Consider the following 15,575-nt stretch of genomic DNA (forward strand, 5'->3'; position numbering starts at 1 on the left):
ATCAATTTTATTTTTCTTTTTTTGCCTTAATATAAATAATAAATAGAAATATAAATAATCAACAAATGATATACGTTTGACATTTCAGGTATTTGGGGCTATCCTATGAAAGAATACGTTTACAAGGAGTTGTACTTATGAATAACAATTTTAATTGGACACGTCAACTACGTTATCAAGCTTATGAAGCATGGCCTCAAGATTATCAAACAATATTAAAGGAACAAATAGTTCGTTCTCCTTGGCGTTTGGATTACCACATTCAACCACCTACTGGTCTATTGAATGATCCAAATGGCTTTTCTTTCTTTAATGGCAAATGGCACTTATTTTATCAAACTTACCCGATGGGAGCAGTTCATGGCTTAAAGTCTTGGTATCACTTGACTTCTGAAAATTTAGTGGACTGGCATGAAGAAGGATTGAAGCTTCTACCAAGTACTCCATTTGATAGTCATGGCGTCTATTCCGGTTCAGCACTTCCGGTTAACGACAAATTATTTTTGGCCTATACAGGAAATGTCCGTGATGAAAATTGGACACGCACTTCGTATCAGTTAGGGGCATGGATGCAACCTGATGGAGAAATCGTAAAATTAACCAACCCGCTGATTTCTGAGCCACCTTTCGGCTATACACAAGAATTTCGAGATCCTCAAGTAATTTTTTTTAAAAATGAATATTTGTTATTGATAGGTGCACAAAATCAAAACGAACAAGGAGAAATTTTAGTTTATCGTAGTCCTGATTTAGACACTTGGTCTTACGCAGGTCCTTTACAGTTTACTCAACAATCAATGGGATTTATGATTGAGTGCCCGAATTTAGTATTCATTGTCGGAAAACCACTATTACTCTTTTGCCCACAAGGCTTAGTACATTCTAGTTTGGACTATCAAAATATTTATCCGAATACTTACGTCATTGGAGAAGCCTATGACATTGAAACGAATCAGCTAACGCGACCTTCAGACCTTAAAAATCTTGACGAAGGCTTTGATCTTTATGCTACTCAAGCATTCAACGCTCCTGATGGTCGTGCCTTGGCTATTAGTTGGATTGGGTTACCTGAAATCAATTATCCGACTGACTCATTCGGTTGGGCCCATTGTCTTAGCATCGTTAAAGAGTTGACAATTGAACATGGGATTCTTCATCAAAGACCCGTCAAAGAAATGAAGCAATTACGCATTGATTCGCCGATTTTCTTAAACCAATCAACCTCAAAGATTGACGCTGGACAGAATCGCTACGAACTCAATTTAGATTTTAAAGAGAACCAAACTGGAGAGATTTATTTGTGCAGTGATTCTACGCAAAATAACGGTTTTATCCTCTCTTTCGATCGCAGTCATGGTAAAATGAAAATAGATCGTAGCTTATCAGGAGAAGTATTTGCAGAAGACTTTGGTGTGACAAGGGAATTTACAATTACGCAAGAACCTTTGTCTTTACAAATCTTTGTCGATACTTCCGTAGTCGAAATCTTTGTCAATGACGGTAAACAAACGGCTAGTGCCCGCATTTTCCCTTCAAGTGAACAAACCACACTCTGGATTGAATGTGATGAAGCCTTCTCAGGGTCGCTTTGGAAGTTACGTAAAATGAATGAATAGAGGATAAGTTAAATGGTTGTTAAATTAACCGATGTAGCCAAAAAGGCTGGAGTCTCGCCGACCACTGTATCACGTGTCATCAATAACTACGGCTCATTGAGCCAAAAAACAATCGATAAAGTGAATCAAGCAATGAAAGAATTGAATTATCAACCCAATTCGTTGGCTCGCTCTCTTCAAGGAAAAAACACCCAATTGATTGGCTTGATTTTTCCTACAGTCGCTAACCCTTTCTTTGGTGAATTAGTCGAACAATTAGAAAGTAAGCTATTTGACCTAGGATATCGTTCAATACTATGTGATAGTGCAAACAATAAAGAAAAAGAACGGAACTACCTCAATATGTTAGCTGCAAATAAAGTCGATGGTATCCTTGCTGGAGCACATAATCTGGGGATCCAAGAATACGAAAATATCGAACTGCCCATCGTCTCCTTCGACCGCTATTTGGCAGAAGGAATTCCAATTATCAGTAGTGACAATTTACGTGGTGGGTACTTAGCTACTGAAAACCTTTATTTAAAAGGCGCTAGAAACATTGCCATCCTAACTGGCTCACAAGAATCAAATTCGCCTACCAATCAACGACTGAACGGATATTTGGCATTTATGGAAGAATTTCAATTAGAACCGCACGTTTTTCATTTTCATTCCACTGCCCGTTCAACTGCTTTAAAAAATTTAGAAATCAAACGCATTTTAGAAATGGAAACAATTGATGCTCTGTTTTGTACAGATGATTTAACCGCTATTTTAGCCTACAATCTCTGCCAAGAGTTACACATCAAAATTCCTGAAGAAATAAAAATCATCGGGTACGATGGAACAAAAATGATCCAAAATTATTTTCCCCAACTCTCAACGATCGCACAACCAATTACAGATATTGCTGATATTTTAGTCGATTTATTGCTCCAACGTATCCAAGATCCGGAAAAAGCACTTGAATCCAATTATGTATTACCAGTAAAATTGATCCAAGGCAGCACGACATGAGATAATCAGCTATTTGAGCGAACGTTGCTCGACTTCGCTCTTATTTACGAAGAAGCTATTTCTGGAACACTATTTATACGATTTTAGAGAATGTGGGAAAAAGGAATGACCTATAACGTACGTACTCCAACAAAAACCCACACAAAAAAAGAGCTGGACAATGTCCAACTCTTTTTTTAAACCCTTTATGTTAATCTGGCTAATTTCTTACCGTTAGCCAAATCACATGAAAAAATCCATTACTTCTTTATTTTGAAGCAACTTAACGCAAGCGCTCTACGTCACGTGCAATCATTAATTCTTCATCTGTTGGGATAACTAATACTTTGACTTTTGAGTCTTTTGTTGAGATATCTAACTCTTCGCCACGTAGTTTGTTCAATTCTGGGTCGATTTCACAGCCAAACCATGTCATACCTTTGATGACTTCGTTACGAACATGACCGTCGTTTTCTCCAATACCAGCAGTAAAGACGATTGCATCGACACCGTTCATTGTTGTTACGTAACCACCGATATATTTACGGATACGGTCAACGAACACATCATAGGCTAAACGGATTTCTTCTTTATCATAGTTATTTTCAAGGTCACGCATATCGCTAGATAGATTTGTTAACCCTAAAAGACCAGATTTTTTGTTTAAGATATCAACCATCTCATTGATATCGATTGATAATTTTTCCATTAGATAAGGTAAGATCGCTGGATCGATATCACCAGAACGAGTACCCATCGTTACACCTGCTAATGGCGTGAAGCCCATTGATGTGTCGACAGATTTTCCACCGTCAACGGCAGTGATCGAAGCGCCATTACCTAAATGACAAGTGATGATTTTCAAGTCTTCGATCGGTTTACCTAACATATCAGCTGCACGTTCAGAAACGTAGCGATGACTTGTTCCGTGGAAACCATATTTTCTCACTTTAAAATCTTCGTAGTAAGCCATTGGTAAGCTGTATAAATAATTATGTTTTGGCATAGTCGCATGGAAAGAAGTGTCAAAGACAGCTACACTTTGGATATCTGGCAAGATTTTCTTGAATGCTTTGATTCCCATCAAGTTTGCAGGATTGTGCAATGGCGCAAATTCTGCTAATTCTTCGATGCGTGTCATTACTTCTTCGTCGATGACTACAGAGTCACCATAAGTTTCTCCACCATGAACAACACGATGTCCAACACCTGTGATTTCATCGTATGCGCCTAAGATATTTAATTCGATCAATTGATCCAATAACATTTTCACAGCAATTTCATGATCATCAATATCCAAGATTTGTTCAAATTTTTGACCTTCACCATACTTGATTGTAAAAATTGAATCATTTAGACCAATTCTTTCAACGATTCCCTTAGCGATTACAGTTTCTTCTGGCATTTGATATAATTGCCATTTTAAACTTGAACTTCCAGCATTGATTGCAATTGTTTTTGACATGTTACTCTCCTTTTTAGTGAATGATTATAACGAAGACGATTTCCAGTTTTCAAATTCTCTGAAAAACTTCGTCACCTTCTCTGGTTCTTTTAGTGAATCAAGTTTAACAAGCAATACCTCTTTGACTTGCTTTGCCTGTTCTCCTTTTTTCTGTAAAATCAAAATACTTTTTTGCGATTGCTTATTTCGGAACAATTCATCAGGTAATTGGATCATTCCTTGAAGATAGCCTTCTTCTTTAAACCATTTTTTTATGTGGTCGCTTTGCTCTGTTTCCAAGAAATTGCTTGGCATCAAGAATAAACCGAATCCATCTGGCTTGACGTATTTCATTGCCTGTTCCAGTAACAGATGATGCGCGTAACTATGGCCTTCTGTTGCGCTGGTCAAAAAGTCTTTTGCTTTTTGATCATTCGGGTAAAATCCGACTGGCAGATCACTGATAGCGACATCGACTGGCTCGATCAATAAATCTTGTAACCCATCTTGATGGAAATACTGAACATTCGCTTGTGTCAACTCACTTGTAGAAGCGGCGACAGACAATAGCGTATCATCGATATCCACACCAAAACCTTCTGTTTGGTATCCGGCAATCTTTAGGTTTAAAAGAACTGTTAATAACAAATTGCCCATACCTGCTGAAATATCTAAGACACCGATTTTTTCTTTATGATCCGAGAATAGTTGCTCGATCAAGAAAACAAACAAGAAACCAATACTATCTGGTGTCAATTGATGGTTGGCTTGCAAGTGTTCCGTCTGACTGCCCTTTAACAAAAGAAGCTGAGATAAACGACGCCATTCTTCCGGTTCAAAAGACAACTCACTCAATTTTTGATAAAGTTTTGAGATCTGTTCAGCTGTCTGTTCATTTGGTACGCCATCTACCACACGTACTTGATAGTTGTCTCGTAAATTTTCGGCATTTTCAACATAAGCTTCTAAAAAAGAAGTTCCCAATGCATTTTGTAAAAGCTGAATAGCTTCCAGGTTTTGCTCAAACCCTTGTTCCATTTTTTCTGGTAACATCGTGCGCCTCATTTCTAGATATATTATAACAATTATTTTACCTGTTTAATTCTAACGAACAATTGCCAAAATTTCAATCGTTTTCATCCTTTTTCTTTGTGAAATTGCGAACATTCAACACCGCAAAAACAGCTGTATTATAGAAAAGAGGGATTACTGCTTTGTAATCCCCTAATCTGTAGTATTTTCTGTACTAGCGCTCCTATTTTCTCTAAATTCAAATTGGAAAGGTGAGACAGTTACCACTAATTCCACTTGTTCCTGTGTTACTTTATACTGGACTGTACCTACATTGTAATCATACTCCCCTTTGCTCTGCTCCTTCAACTGATCGGCTTCCATCAGAAACATTTGCTTGATGATTTTTGCTTGATAATATTTTTTGATACGTACATAGCTGTCTATCTTTAGACGATAACTTTCGAGGAATCCATGCATGAGGAATACACACAACAAAAATAGAGCCAAGGTCGAAAATAGAACATTTCCTCTCAATTGCTTATGTTTTTGGTTTTGTCCAAATACCATACCTAGTTTCTCCATTCATAAATTCGACATGCAGAGAAATCATTTGATCCTCTTCTTTGAAACGCACTCGTTCGACACCAGTCAGCATCGGTTGATGTCCACCAGCAGTTCCACGTTTTCTGATCATTTGCTGATAGCCTTCAATGATGAACGTTCTCTCATTTTCATAATACAAGCGATCCCCCACGAGCGAAACACGTTGACTAGAAGCAAGCTCATTTTCGAATTGAGTTAAGAAAATCAACCATTCTGTTTGTTCGTCTTTTTGTAAGAATGTATTCATCTTCTCAGTTTGCCGGATAAATAAACCAAATGATAAAAGTATCGCATTTAAGACAAGTAAGGCGATCAAGCATTCAATCATCGTAAACGCAGCTAGTCTAGTTCTTCCGTTCAAATTCGATCACTTCGTTTCCATTATTGATTGAGATCTTGTTTATTCTCTGATCTTGCCTATTTATTACTGTAGTCTCTTGGTTCCATTCCACTGGTCTTTTTGGCAACTCTCCATGCAGACGATAGTTTCTCACATCTTCATACAACGTCCGTAACAGAAGTATTTCTCGATCCTTTGTTTTTTCTTGTTGGATCAAAAATAAATTCCCAGAACTCATAATATAAATACTCATTGCTGTGATCATCAATGCTGTTAATGATTCTAGCAATACAAAGCTAGCTAGATTGGACTTTTTTGATATAACGACCACCCCCTAATTGGAATTGATAAATGATTCTTTGCTGCTTTTCTACCCAATAAAATTCATATGCCTTCAATGAACTTTCATTGCCAGTATTTGCAGCGTAAGTGATCATGGCATGACGCTCGACAGTCAACGTCTCAGGTATCGGTACCACTTGCCATTCCATGGACGAGTAAGCAGGGACATCAAATAAAAGACTGTGTCGGATCGGATCATAGTAAAAACGGGTAGCTTGTTGATGGATGATCGCGCTCTGTTGTGCCAGATCGATCCGTTTTTCTAACTGATCAAAAAAACGTTGGGTCGACTGCTCGTGTTCTAAAGAGCGGAAAGATAAGACAGGAAAGACAAAGAAAGACAGGGAGAGGACCAAAACGGTGATTGTTTCTACCAAAGTATACGCTTCAGCGCTGTGCTTTTTAGTTTTTGCGATATGCATCGGCATGTTCCTGTTTGATGTAGCCCTCTCGTAAAAGCTCATCAATACTTGGAACCTTTCCGTCATTTTGTAGTGCGTATAATTCACTTTGCGCATCGATCAGTTGCATGACTGCTTCACGTCCTTCCTTGTTGACATGGTCACGATAACGAGAAATATTTGGGATAAACAATAAAACCAGCGCACTGATAACTAACAAGACGATCAACATCTCTATCAGAGTAAAACTTTTTAGGCGAGCCACTCTTTTTTTGATTTTCATAGTAGAACCTCCTCGATATTTCCATATACTGGTAATAAAATGGCTGCATAAATCAACAGAATCAATGCAGCGATCCCTAAGAAAAGAACTGGTTGGATCCAATGTAACCAACGATGGATCTTTTGAAAAAATTCTTTACGTGTGATTTCACTGTAAAACAGTAATTCCTTACCTAAATTTCCTTTTGCTTCCCCTTGTAGCACGATACGACTGAATTCTGTCGTCAAAAAAGAGTATTGTTCAAATTGTTGCGCCAACGGAATACCTACTTCGAGTCCTTGCATCAACTGATACGCTAAAGACTGGACTAAACTTCCCTCTTTTGTTTCCTTTAAGCAACGTATGATTTGTTTCAAATCAAGTCCTTCATAAAAAAGTTTTCCTATTTCTAGTGCCAGATAGGCCGACTGATAAGAGCGATAGAGCCTTCCGATCGCCCATTGTTTACTGATCCACTCACTTCGTTTGATGGCTTCCCAGTTTTTCAAGCGGAAAAAAATCGCAGATCCACATAAAAAGCAACTACCAAAAACGCCCAAGAACAGCCAATGACTCGATTGAAGCAAGTAAATTCCCCAATGTGTCGTTGATACCATCTCAGTTTGAAGCAATTGAGGCAAGACTAACTCCCGTAGACTGACAAAGATACCTAGTAAAAAAATAAGTAATAGAAGTGGATAGCTGATGACCTTCTTTAGTTCTTTACGGAATGTTTCAACTAGTCGAAATTGCTCGGCGATCCCTTTTAAAGTCTCCACCAAATTTCCATGGATTTCTGCCAATTCTACCTGGACGAGTTGCTCTTGTTTAAACCCCAATTGCTGTAAAACAGAGTGAAAGGATTCGCCAGCTTGCAGATTCTTTTTGGCGAAATGGATATAGACTTGTGGCACTAGCTGAAGCAAATCCACTAAATCCAGTGCTTGTTGTAAGCTGAAACCATTTGACAATAGTTCACCAATGGTTTGGATAAAACGCGCTTGTTGCTTAGGAGGCATTTTTTTAAAATGGATGGGATTGCCAGACACTCTTTTGCGCCTCTTCATAACTAGACCTCCATTCTTTTTTGATTTCACTACCAGAGAAATAATAGGACCACAATGCTGTAGGGTGACCATTGAAATCAGGCAATAGCTCTTGATAGATGACTCCGGCTAAACATTCGTCAAAAGCATCATTTTTCGTTAATTCCTTCATTCGTGCCAATGTTCCATGCAGATCTCGGGCATGAACGGTGGCAAACACTCGATGTCCTGTCAAGGCTGCTCGGATCGCTGCATCTGCTGTCTTTTTATCCCTGATTTCACCAACGATCAATAAATCAGGGCGATGGCGTAGAGCAAGTTTTAACAACTGATCATAAGTCTGATCAATTTTCTCATTCACTTGTAACTGCAAAAACAAAGGCTCTTCAATTTCTACTGGGTCTTCGATCGTGATCACTTGTTCCTCGTTCCTACGAGCAAGGTGATACATCAGCGAAGTTTTCCCCGAACCGACCGGCCCACTAAACAAAAACAACCCCCGATCGATCGTACTGCGTTCAATGATTTGCAAGTCTTCGGCAATGAAGCAACGAAATTGTTTCTCACTCAATGCGTAAAGTAAGCGGATGACCAAACTTTCTCTTTGTAAATAATCCCCTACTGATGAGAGTCTTAACCTGATTTTTTGCTGACCCAATAAATAAGTAAGTGAGCCTAATTGCGCTTTTCTTTTTTCACCAATATCCATTTGTCCTAGATATTTGAAACTAGCAATCAATTGCTGGCCAGCTTCAAGAGAAAGTGCGCGCTGAAATGTTCGGCTTTTACCTATTCGAAAGTAAACCTTGAAATCTTCTGGAAATGGTAAGATATAGATATCTTGTACTTTATTTTTAGTCCCTCCATGGATGATCTCGTTTGCTAAATCTTTTATCTTCATCTCTCTCCCTCCAAAAAAATATACGTCTTTTTCAAATAAATCGTTTATTTTTACAAAATTTAATGAAAATCGTTGGTTAAATCCGAATTTATGTTATACTAGTAAAAATTTATTTTGGGAGGTTTCAGAGTGGATTCGCATTTAAACAAACACATTGCAGTTGCCGGAAAAAAACAACCCGCTGACTTGGTCATCAAACATGCAAAAATCGTCAATGTCTTTACCAAAACGATCATGGAAGGTGATGTCGCTGTCTGTGACGGAAAGATCGTAGGTATTGGGGAATACGAGGGTACGACCATTTATGATGCAAAAGGACAGTATTTAGTTCCTGGTTTGATCGATGGTCATGTGCATATCGAGAGCTCTTTGTTAGCGCCAAAAGAGTTTGCGAAAATCTCTCTGTTACATGGGGTTACGACAGTAGTAACTGACCCTCATGAAATCGGAAATGTGGCAGGAAGCTTAGGTCTTGAATTTATGTTGACAGATGCGAAAGAGACACCGATGAATATATTTATCATGTTGCCTTCTTGTGTGCCTGTCACACCATTTGAAACTAGTGGTGCAGTCTTAGATGCAAAATCACTTGCGCCATTTCTTACGCATCCTGAAGTCCTTGGCTTAGCCGAAGTGATGAACTATCAAGCAGTCGCTTCAAATGAGCAAACGATTATCGATAAATTGCAACTAATGCACCAAAACAATAAAAAAATCGATGGCCACGCTGCTGGTATCCACGGGGACGATCTAAACGTCTACTTGACTGCTGGCATACGTACAGACCACGAGGCAACGACCGCCGAAGAAGCAAAAGAACGTTTAGCACTAGGTATGTATTTGATGGTTCGAGAAGGAACCGTAGCAAAAGATCTACATGCTCTGTTACCTGCGATCACACCGGACAATTCACGACGCTGTTTATTTGTAACTGATGACAAACTGATCAATGATCTAGTAGCAGAAGGCTCGATCGATCATATCGTCCGCGAAGCAATCTTGGCGGGTATGGACCCACTACAAGCAATCCAAATGGCTTCATTGAATGCGGCAGAATGTTTTGGTTTACAACATTTAGGAGCAGTTGCGCCAGGCTATCAAGCAGACTTTTTCTTAACTGATGACTTGAACAAATTGCCGATCAATACGGTTTTCCATCAAGGAGAAACGGTTGTGGTAGATGGACAGTTGGTGCCTGATTCTACAGAAACAAACAATCAGCCTGCTATTGACGCATTACCAAAAATGGCAGTTCCGCCATTCGATTCAAATTCTTTGAAATTGGCTTTAGCTTCATCAACTGCTCATGTCATTGAGATCATCCCAAATAGCTTGTTGACAAATGATTTGTTGGAGCAAGTCCAAGTCGAGGACGGTGCTTTCACTCCTTCCATTGCAGATGATCAACTAAAAATCGCTGTCATTGAGCGTCACCATCGCACAGGAAATATCGGACTTGGCATCGTCAAAGGATTTCAATTAAAAAGTGGTGCCTTAGCGACTACGGTGGCTCACGATTCACATAATATCGTCGTCGTAGGAACGAATGATGAAGACATGCGTTATGCTGCTGAACGTTTGATCGAACGTGGCGGCGGAATGATCGTTGTAGATCAGGAAACCGAATTAGCTTGTTTACCGTTACCGATTGGCGGATTGATGTCTCTAGAACCTTTTGAAACCGTCAATCAACAATTGCTGAACTTGACTGAGCAAGCGCACAAGCTAGGAGCAAGCCAATCATTCGATCCTTTCTTGACACTTTCATTTCTAACGTTATCAGTTATTCCTGAATTGAAGATCACCGATATGGGTCTCTTCTCTTTTTCAAAATTTGACTTGATTTCCGTCTGTGACCAAAAAGAGTAAAAATGAGAACAAAAAAGAAGAGAAAGGAACTTGTTGTTCCCATTCTCTTCTTTTTCTATTTGTTTTTATCTACAAATTGTGCTTCTACACGATAGATCCGTTGTCCACGAGAAGAGAACTTCTCTTCATATTCTGTCATGATATTGTCTTCAAAATCACTTTGATGTAAATCAAGCCAGACTTTTTTCAGGCGCATGCCGTACTGTGAAAAACTAGCCAATGAATACTCAAACAATCCTTGATTATCTGTCTTGAAGTGGATCTCACCATTTGGTTTTAAGATTTCTTCATCGACAGCTAAGAATGTACGGTACGTCAACCGTCGTTTCTCATGTCTTTTTTTAGGCCACGGATCCGAAAAGTTCAAATAAATTTGATCGATTTCATTTTCTGAAAAGTACTCAGTCAAAGCGGAACCATCCACATGCAATAATCTCAAATTAGGTAGTGGTTCTTCCAATACTTTGTCTAACGCAATGGAAACGACACTCACTTGCATTTCGATCCCGATATAATTGATTTCTGGATGAGCTTTTGCCATCCCAGTAATAAACTGGCCTTTTCCCATACCGATCTCAATATGGATTGGTTGATCATTGCCAAACAATTCTTTCCATTTCCCACGCCATTTCGTTGGCTCACTGATGACGATCTCTGGATGAGCGGCTAGCATTTCTGCTGCATTTGGTCGGTTACGAACACGCATCTTTTTCTTCCTCTCTATTCCTATCAAAGATTGTTCCTTAGATTCTACTTATTTTAGCCTAAATTGCTAGGAGTCTTGCCCCTAAAAACAAAAAAATCAACTGAATATCCGAGCTTAACCACTAAAAATACGTTTAAGTTGTAAAATCTCTTCATTCATTCGTCGATAATCTTCACGTTTACAGTAGCGGGTGATTTCTTGTAATAAATTCATCACCGCATACCAATGTAACTTTTCTAAAATCTCATCTGTTGGTCGGATACCATAACTGATCAACCATTGGTTCCAGCTAGACAAAGGCACGTAATTTCCTAGAATAGTCGCAATATCCACAGCAGGATCAGCGAACATGATCGAATCCCAATCAACTAGATATAAATAATTTTTACAGACTAACCAATTCCGATGATTGACATCGCCATGGACGACTGCTAGTTTCTCTTTGTCCACAGAAGGGACTTGTTGGCATAAATAGCGATAAACAAGTTGCAAAAATTGATTATTTTTTAAGCTATCGGGTAAATCTTGTTCATAATATTGAAGCATTTTCTGAGGTGTCAATACCCTACCACCGATCCGAGAAAGCATCGTTTTTAAAGACGTCGAATGATGTAAATGATACAGCACATCTATGACATCATTTCTTTGACCGATCTCATTAGGCGTCAACAAGCGGCCTTCTAGCCACTCTTGTGCGGTCAACGTATCGCCATCCCCTGTTCGCTTTGTCCACACTAATTTCGGCGTAATGCCTTCACGAGAGAGTGCAGCGAGCATTGGCGTTGTGTTTCTCTTGATAAAAACTTTGTCTTTATCACGCATGCCTATGTATGTTTTTCCTGTGTCACCTTTGATGGGGCGTAACCGCCACTCTTGGTCTAACTGAAACTCCATCGCGCATTCTCCCGTCCTCTACTATATGTTTGCAGTACCTATTATTCTAGTCGCCCAAGTCTTGAACGTCAAGCACATATACGTTCTTTTTCCATGTTTTACTCTCTAAAAAACCAACTTTTATCAAAATAAAAAAGTGTCGGGCGATTTATTCTCATACTTTAGGTTTATTACACACGATTTTTACAGGATCAAAAAAGAGGAAAGTTCGAAAAAACATAAAGTGATTTCGGACTTTCCTACATGACATATACAGTCATTATAAAAAAATGAAGTTTTTCAGCTTATTTTTCAACTACTACTCCGCAAGTTTCTTTAAACGAGTTGGCACGTACCATTTGATTAAGAGTCCAGTGACAACAAGATAGACCAAGATTGGCAGCCATCTTTCGTTTCCTTCAAGGACAACCGCAGCAATCAAACCGAATAATAAAGCAACAAAAGTCAAAAGCCATGTCAAGAGACGTTGGATTGCTCCTTGTTTTTGACTTTCCTGAATAGGATACAATTGGACCAAGATCATATAGCGAAATTGACTGTATAAAGGTAATAACTGAAACCCGATCAAATACAGAAAGAGTGAACCAATACCTAAAGTAAAGTATAGATCGTTGATTCCTGCGATAATGATCGAACCGATCACTGTTAAACGCATATATAAGCCGATAAAGTCTGACCCTCTGGCAAAACGTCTAGCAAACAAATAAAGGTATGTGTTTTTTGTTTCTTTTTTGATTCCTTGTAACACAGGATCAAGATAGCGACGTCTTTTGACTTTCGCAGTGATCTCCGGCACATCTGTAAACAAGTTGATGAATTGATAGATTTGGTGCAACCGTTGTTTTTCTAACTGGATCATTTTTTCCCAATCCAAATGGGCGGACATATTTTTCCACAAGAACATATAATAAACGACCGCTTGCACGCTTGAAAGAACTAATCCCGCCCAGATATTCCCATAAAAAGAGAGCAGTAAGATAGCGAAAGACGATAGCCACCAACCATGTTTGAACAGATTTTTTCGTGTTTCTTCCAAACGATAAAAATCAGCACGTTTCACTTGTAAATGACTAGACTTCAAACTCCATAATATAAGTAGATACACAAAAAACATTGAAAAAGGTTGTTGCGTCGAAACAACGACCAACGGCATCGCAAATCCGCCTACAAGCCCTAGAAAAACCAGCGGAAAAATACAAGAATAGCGAAATGCTCGTTGCAAATATCCTCTCATCTCGTTTTCCTTTGGTAAAAGAAAAACGAGATCCGCAGGCTCCGCAAAAGTCGCAATTTTTCCAACGAATAAGCAAAGCAACCAGATCACTGAAACGATGACCCCTCCAATTGAGAAAGGTGCATGAAGTGTTTTTAACCAGTTAGAATAATAAAGCCCTAATCCCCCAATCAAAAACAAACAGACCAATACAAAATGATCGTTGAACACATAGCGTAAATATTTCATCATTTTTTTATGATGTTTTGCTAGTCTTTTTTGAAAAAAATCACTCATAGCCTTGCTCCTTCGTCAGCGCGATGTAGATTTCATCTAGTGACGCTTCTGGCATCTGAAAAGCAACCTGTAACTCTGCCAACGTGCCATCTGCTCGGATCTCTCCTTCATGGAGAACGACAAAACGATCACAATATTTTTCAGCAGTTGCTAAAATATGCGTAGACATCAAAATACCTGATCCTTCATTTTTCATTTCAACCATCAATTCCAGCAACGCATTGATTGCCAGTGGATCCAGACCGAGAAATGGTTCGTCAATGATATACAATGATGGCTCAATCAAAAAAGCACACAGAATCATGACTTTTTGTTTCATCCCTTTTGAAAAATTGGCAGGAAACCACTCTAAACGGTTGGACAAACGAAATGTCTGTAACAACTTCTCTGCCCGTTTCATCGCAACATCCATTGGAATATCATAGGCCATAGCCGTCACTTCGATGTGTTCTTTTAACGTAAGTTCTTCATATAATGAAGGTGTTTCTGGAATATACCCAATTTGCTTACGATAGCTTTCAACATCCTTTTTTAGAGTTAATTGATTGATTTCGATTTTCCCTTTCGTCGGTTGCAATAAACCAATGATATGTTTGATCGTTGTACTTTTCCCGGCGCCATTCAACCCGATCAATCCAACCATCTCTCCTGGCTGAACGGTAAAACTGATATCTTTCAAAACAGGTAAATGTCCATAACCACCTGTAACATGTTCAATATTTAAACTCATCTTTCTTCCTCCGTTAATATACTGTTCTCATTATACCACGAAGAAAATCACGTCCAATTATTTTTTACGCACATTCTCATGAACTTATGTTAAAGTTGAGGTAACGAAATTTGAACGGAAGAAAGGTGTTTTTAATATGGACAATTGTATATTTTGTAAAATCATCAAACAAGAAATCCCGAGCTACAAGATCTATGAAGATGAAAAAATCTATGCGTTCTTAGATATTTCTCAATCAACTAAAGGTCATACGTTGATTATTCCTAAAGAACACGTCACTGATATCTTTGAATACAATGAAGAATTGGCGAGTGATGTTTTTGCTCGCATTCCCAAAATCGCTCGTTCAATTGAAAAAGCATTTCCTGAAATGGAAGGGTTGAATATTATCAACAATAATAGAGAGTTAGCTTATCAGACCGTTTTCCATTCCCATATCCATTTGATTCCGCGCTATAGCAAACAAGATGATTTCTCCATCCACTTTGGGAACCATCAAGCAGATTATACAGCAGAAGAGATGACTGCCATCCAAGAGCAAATCAAAGAGCAGGTGATGAAGCATGGTTAAAAATTTTCTAAAAGGACTAGCTTTCGGTGCCGTTACCGGTGCCGCAGCTGGATTATTATTTGCCCCGCGGAGTGGAAATGAAACAAGAGAAAAATTGATTGAAGAATTAGATGAAGCAACGGAATTGACCAACGAATTAAATAACAGTTTGAATCATTTTAAACAAGCGTTATCCGAAACAAAAAGAACAGCTGAAACCGTTATTCCAACTTTTCAAGAATCGATTGAAAAAGACATTGAAAATTTTAAATTTCAAGCTGAGCCACGAGTTATGCAGATTCAAGAGCAAGCAGAAAAACTGTCTTCGCATTTCCCTGAATCCTTGACAGACGTGCAATAATGAGCAAAAAC

General features: G+C 38.7%; 17 protein-coding genes and 1 pseudogene. 5 read left to right on the top strand and 13 right to left on the bottom strand.

Going from position 1 to position 15,575, the window contains the following annotated elements:
• Positions 1 to 137 precede the first annotated feature (137 nt).
• Together JZO83_RS11565 and JZO83_RS11570 are read left to right on the top strand one after the other, a co-directional pair.
• Positions 138 to 1,616: a sucrose-6-phosphate hydrolase gene (locus tag JZO83_RS11565; RefSeq protein ID WP_207115831.1), complete on the top strand. Its 1,479-nt coding sequence runs from the start codon at positions 138 to 140 to the stop codon at positions 1,614 to 1,616.
• A 12-nt stretch (positions 1,617 to 1,628) separates the two neighbouring features.
• Positions 1,629 to 2,612, top strand: a complete 984-nt coding sequence (locus JZO83_RS11570) for a LacI family DNA-binding transcriptional regulator (protein ID WP_207115832.1) — start codon at positions 1,629 to 1,631, stop codon at positions 2,610 to 2,612.
• A gap of 262 nt (positions 2,613 to 2,874) precedes the next feature.
• On the opposite strand, the gene JZO83_RS11575 is transcribed toward JZO83_RS11570, so the two are convergent.
• From JZO83_RS11575 to comGA, 9 genes are all read right to left on the bottom strand, one after another.
• A complete protein-coding gene (locus JZO83_RS11575) occupies positions 2,875 to 4,056 on the bottom strand; it encodes an acetate kinase (RefSeq protein WP_206859398.1) in 1,182 nt (393 codons plus the stop codon).
• Between the two features lie 24 nt (positions 4,057 to 4,080).
• On the bottom strand, positions 4,081 to 5,088 hold the full coding sequence (locus JZO83_RS11580; RefSeq protein WP_206859390.1) for a class I SAM-dependent methyltransferase: 1,008 nt from the start codon (positions 5,086 to 5,088) through the stop codon (positions 4,081 to 4,083).
• Positions 5,089 to 5,259: 171 nt separating this feature from the next.
• Positions 5,260 to 5,616 (bottom strand): competence type IV pilus minor pilin ComGG, encoded by a 357-nt coding sequence (gene comGG / locus JZO83_RS11585; RefSeq protein ID WP_206859388.1) that lies wholly within the window; start codon positions 5,614 to 5,616, stop codon positions 5,260 to 5,262.
• The gene (gene comGF, locus JZO83_RS11590) at positions 5,588 to 6,013 is read right to left on the bottom strand and encodes a competence type IV pilus minor pilin ComGF (protein WP_277990901.1); all 426 of its coding nucleotides are present in this window, start codon (positions 6,011 to 6,013) and stop codon (positions 5,588 to 5,590) included. The genes comGG and comGF overlap by 29 nt, the downstream gene beginning before the upstream one ends.
• Positions 5,997 to 6,281, bottom strand: a complete 285-nt coding sequence (locus tag JZO83_RS11595) for a hypothetical protein (RefSeq protein WP_242542628.1) — start codon at positions 6,279 to 6,281, stop codon at positions 5,997 to 5,999. The genes comGF and JZO83_RS11595 overlap by 17 nt, the downstream gene beginning before the upstream one ends.
• 7 nt (positions 6,282 to 6,288) lie before the next feature.
• Positions 6,289 to 6,756 (bottom strand): competence type IV pilus minor pilin ComGD, encoded by a 468-nt coding sequence (gene comGD / locus JZO83_RS11600; RefSeq protein WP_207115833.1) that lies wholly within the window; start codon positions 6,754 to 6,756, stop codon positions 6,289 to 6,291.
• Complete coding sequence (gene comGC, locus JZO83_RS11605; RefSeq protein ID WP_206859383.1) at positions 6,737 to 7,018, bottom strand: competence type IV pilus major pilin ComGC; 282 nt, start codon at positions 7,016 to 7,018, stop codon at positions 6,737 to 6,739. The genes comGD and comGC overlap by 20 nt, the downstream gene beginning before the upstream one ends.
• Positions 7,015 to 8,064 carry a competence type IV pilus assembly protein ComGB gene (gene comGB, locus JZO83_RS11610; RefSeq protein WP_207115834.1) on the bottom strand — a complete coding sequence of 350 codons (1,050 nt, stop codon included), beginning with the start codon at positions 8,062 to 8,064 and terminating at the stop codon, positions 7,015 to 7,017. The genes comGC and comGB overlap by 4 nt, the downstream gene beginning before the upstream one ends.
• Entirely contained in the window at positions 8,021 to 8,944 is a 924-nt protein-coding gene (comGA, locus tag JZO83_RS11615) for a competence type IV pilus ATPase ComGA (protein WP_207115835.1), read from the bottom strand. The genes comGB and comGA overlap by 44 nt, the downstream gene beginning before the upstream one ends.
• 129 nt (positions 8,945 to 9,073) lie before the next feature.
• Here comGA and ade point away from each other — a divergent pair, with 129 nt between their 5' ends.
• The gene (gene ade, locus JZO83_RS11620) at positions 9,074 to 10,813 is read left to right on the top strand and encodes an adenine deaminase (protein ID WP_207115836.1); all 1,740 of its coding nucleotides are present in this window, start codon (positions 9,074 to 9,076) and stop codon (positions 10,811 to 10,813) included.
• A gap of 55 nt (positions 10,814 to 10,868) precedes the next feature.
• Here ade and trmB read toward each other — a convergent pair whose 3' ends face one another.
• The 4 genes from trmB to JZO83_RS11640 all read right to left on the bottom strand — a co-directional run bounded on the left by trmB (position 10,869) and on the right by JZO83_RS11640 (position 14,653).
• Positions 10,869 to 11,519, bottom strand: coding sequence for a tRNA (guanosine(46)-N7)-methyltransferase TrmB (gene trmB / locus JZO83_RS11625; protein ID WP_104776326.1), 651 nt, complete (start codon positions 11,517 to 11,519; stop codon positions 10,869 to 10,871).
• Between the two features lie 114 nt (positions 11,520 to 11,633).
• On the bottom strand, positions 11,634 to 12,413 hold the full coding sequence (locus JZO83_RS11630; RefSeq protein WP_066025820.1) for a phosphotransferase family protein: 780 nt from the start codon (positions 12,411 to 12,413) through the stop codon (positions 11,634 to 11,636).
• Positions 12,414 to 12,711: 298 nt separating this feature from the next.
• Positions 12,712 to 13,923, bottom strand: coding sequence for an ABC transporter permease (locus tag JZO83_RS11635; RefSeq protein WP_207115837.1), 1,212 nt, complete (start codon positions 13,921 to 13,923; stop codon positions 12,712 to 12,714).
• On the bottom strand, positions 13,916 to 14,653 hold the full coding sequence (locus JZO83_RS11640; protein ID WP_207115838.1) for an ABC transporter ATP-binding protein: 738 nt from the start codon (positions 14,651 to 14,653) through the stop codon (positions 13,916 to 13,918). The genes JZO83_RS11635 and JZO83_RS11640 overlap by 8 nt, the downstream gene beginning before the upstream one ends.
• Positions 14,654 to 14,780: 127 nt before the next feature.
• Here JZO83_RS11640 and JZO83_RS11645 point away from each other — a divergent pair.
• Both JZO83_RS11645 and JZO83_RS11650 read left to right on the top strand, forming a co-directional pair.
• A pseudogene (locus tag JZO83_RS11645) lies at positions 14,781 to 15,224 on the top strand (HIT family protein); the annotation flags it as partial.
• On the top strand, positions 15,217 to 15,564 hold the full coding sequence (locus JZO83_RS11650; RefSeq protein WP_206859361.1) for a YtxH domain-containing protein: 348 nt from the start codon (positions 15,217 to 15,219) through the stop codon (positions 15,562 to 15,564). The pseudogene JZO83_RS11645 and the gene JZO83_RS11650, both read left to right, overlap by 8 nt.
• The last annotated feature ends 11 nt before the right edge of the window (positions 15,565 to 15,575 follow it).

It is taken from the genome of Enterococcus sp. DIV1298c (genome assembly GCF_017316315.1).
In the GTDB taxonomy this organism is placed as follows: Bacteria; Bacillota; Bacilli; order Lactobacillales; family Enterococcaceae; genus Enterococcus_B; species Enterococcus_B mangumiae.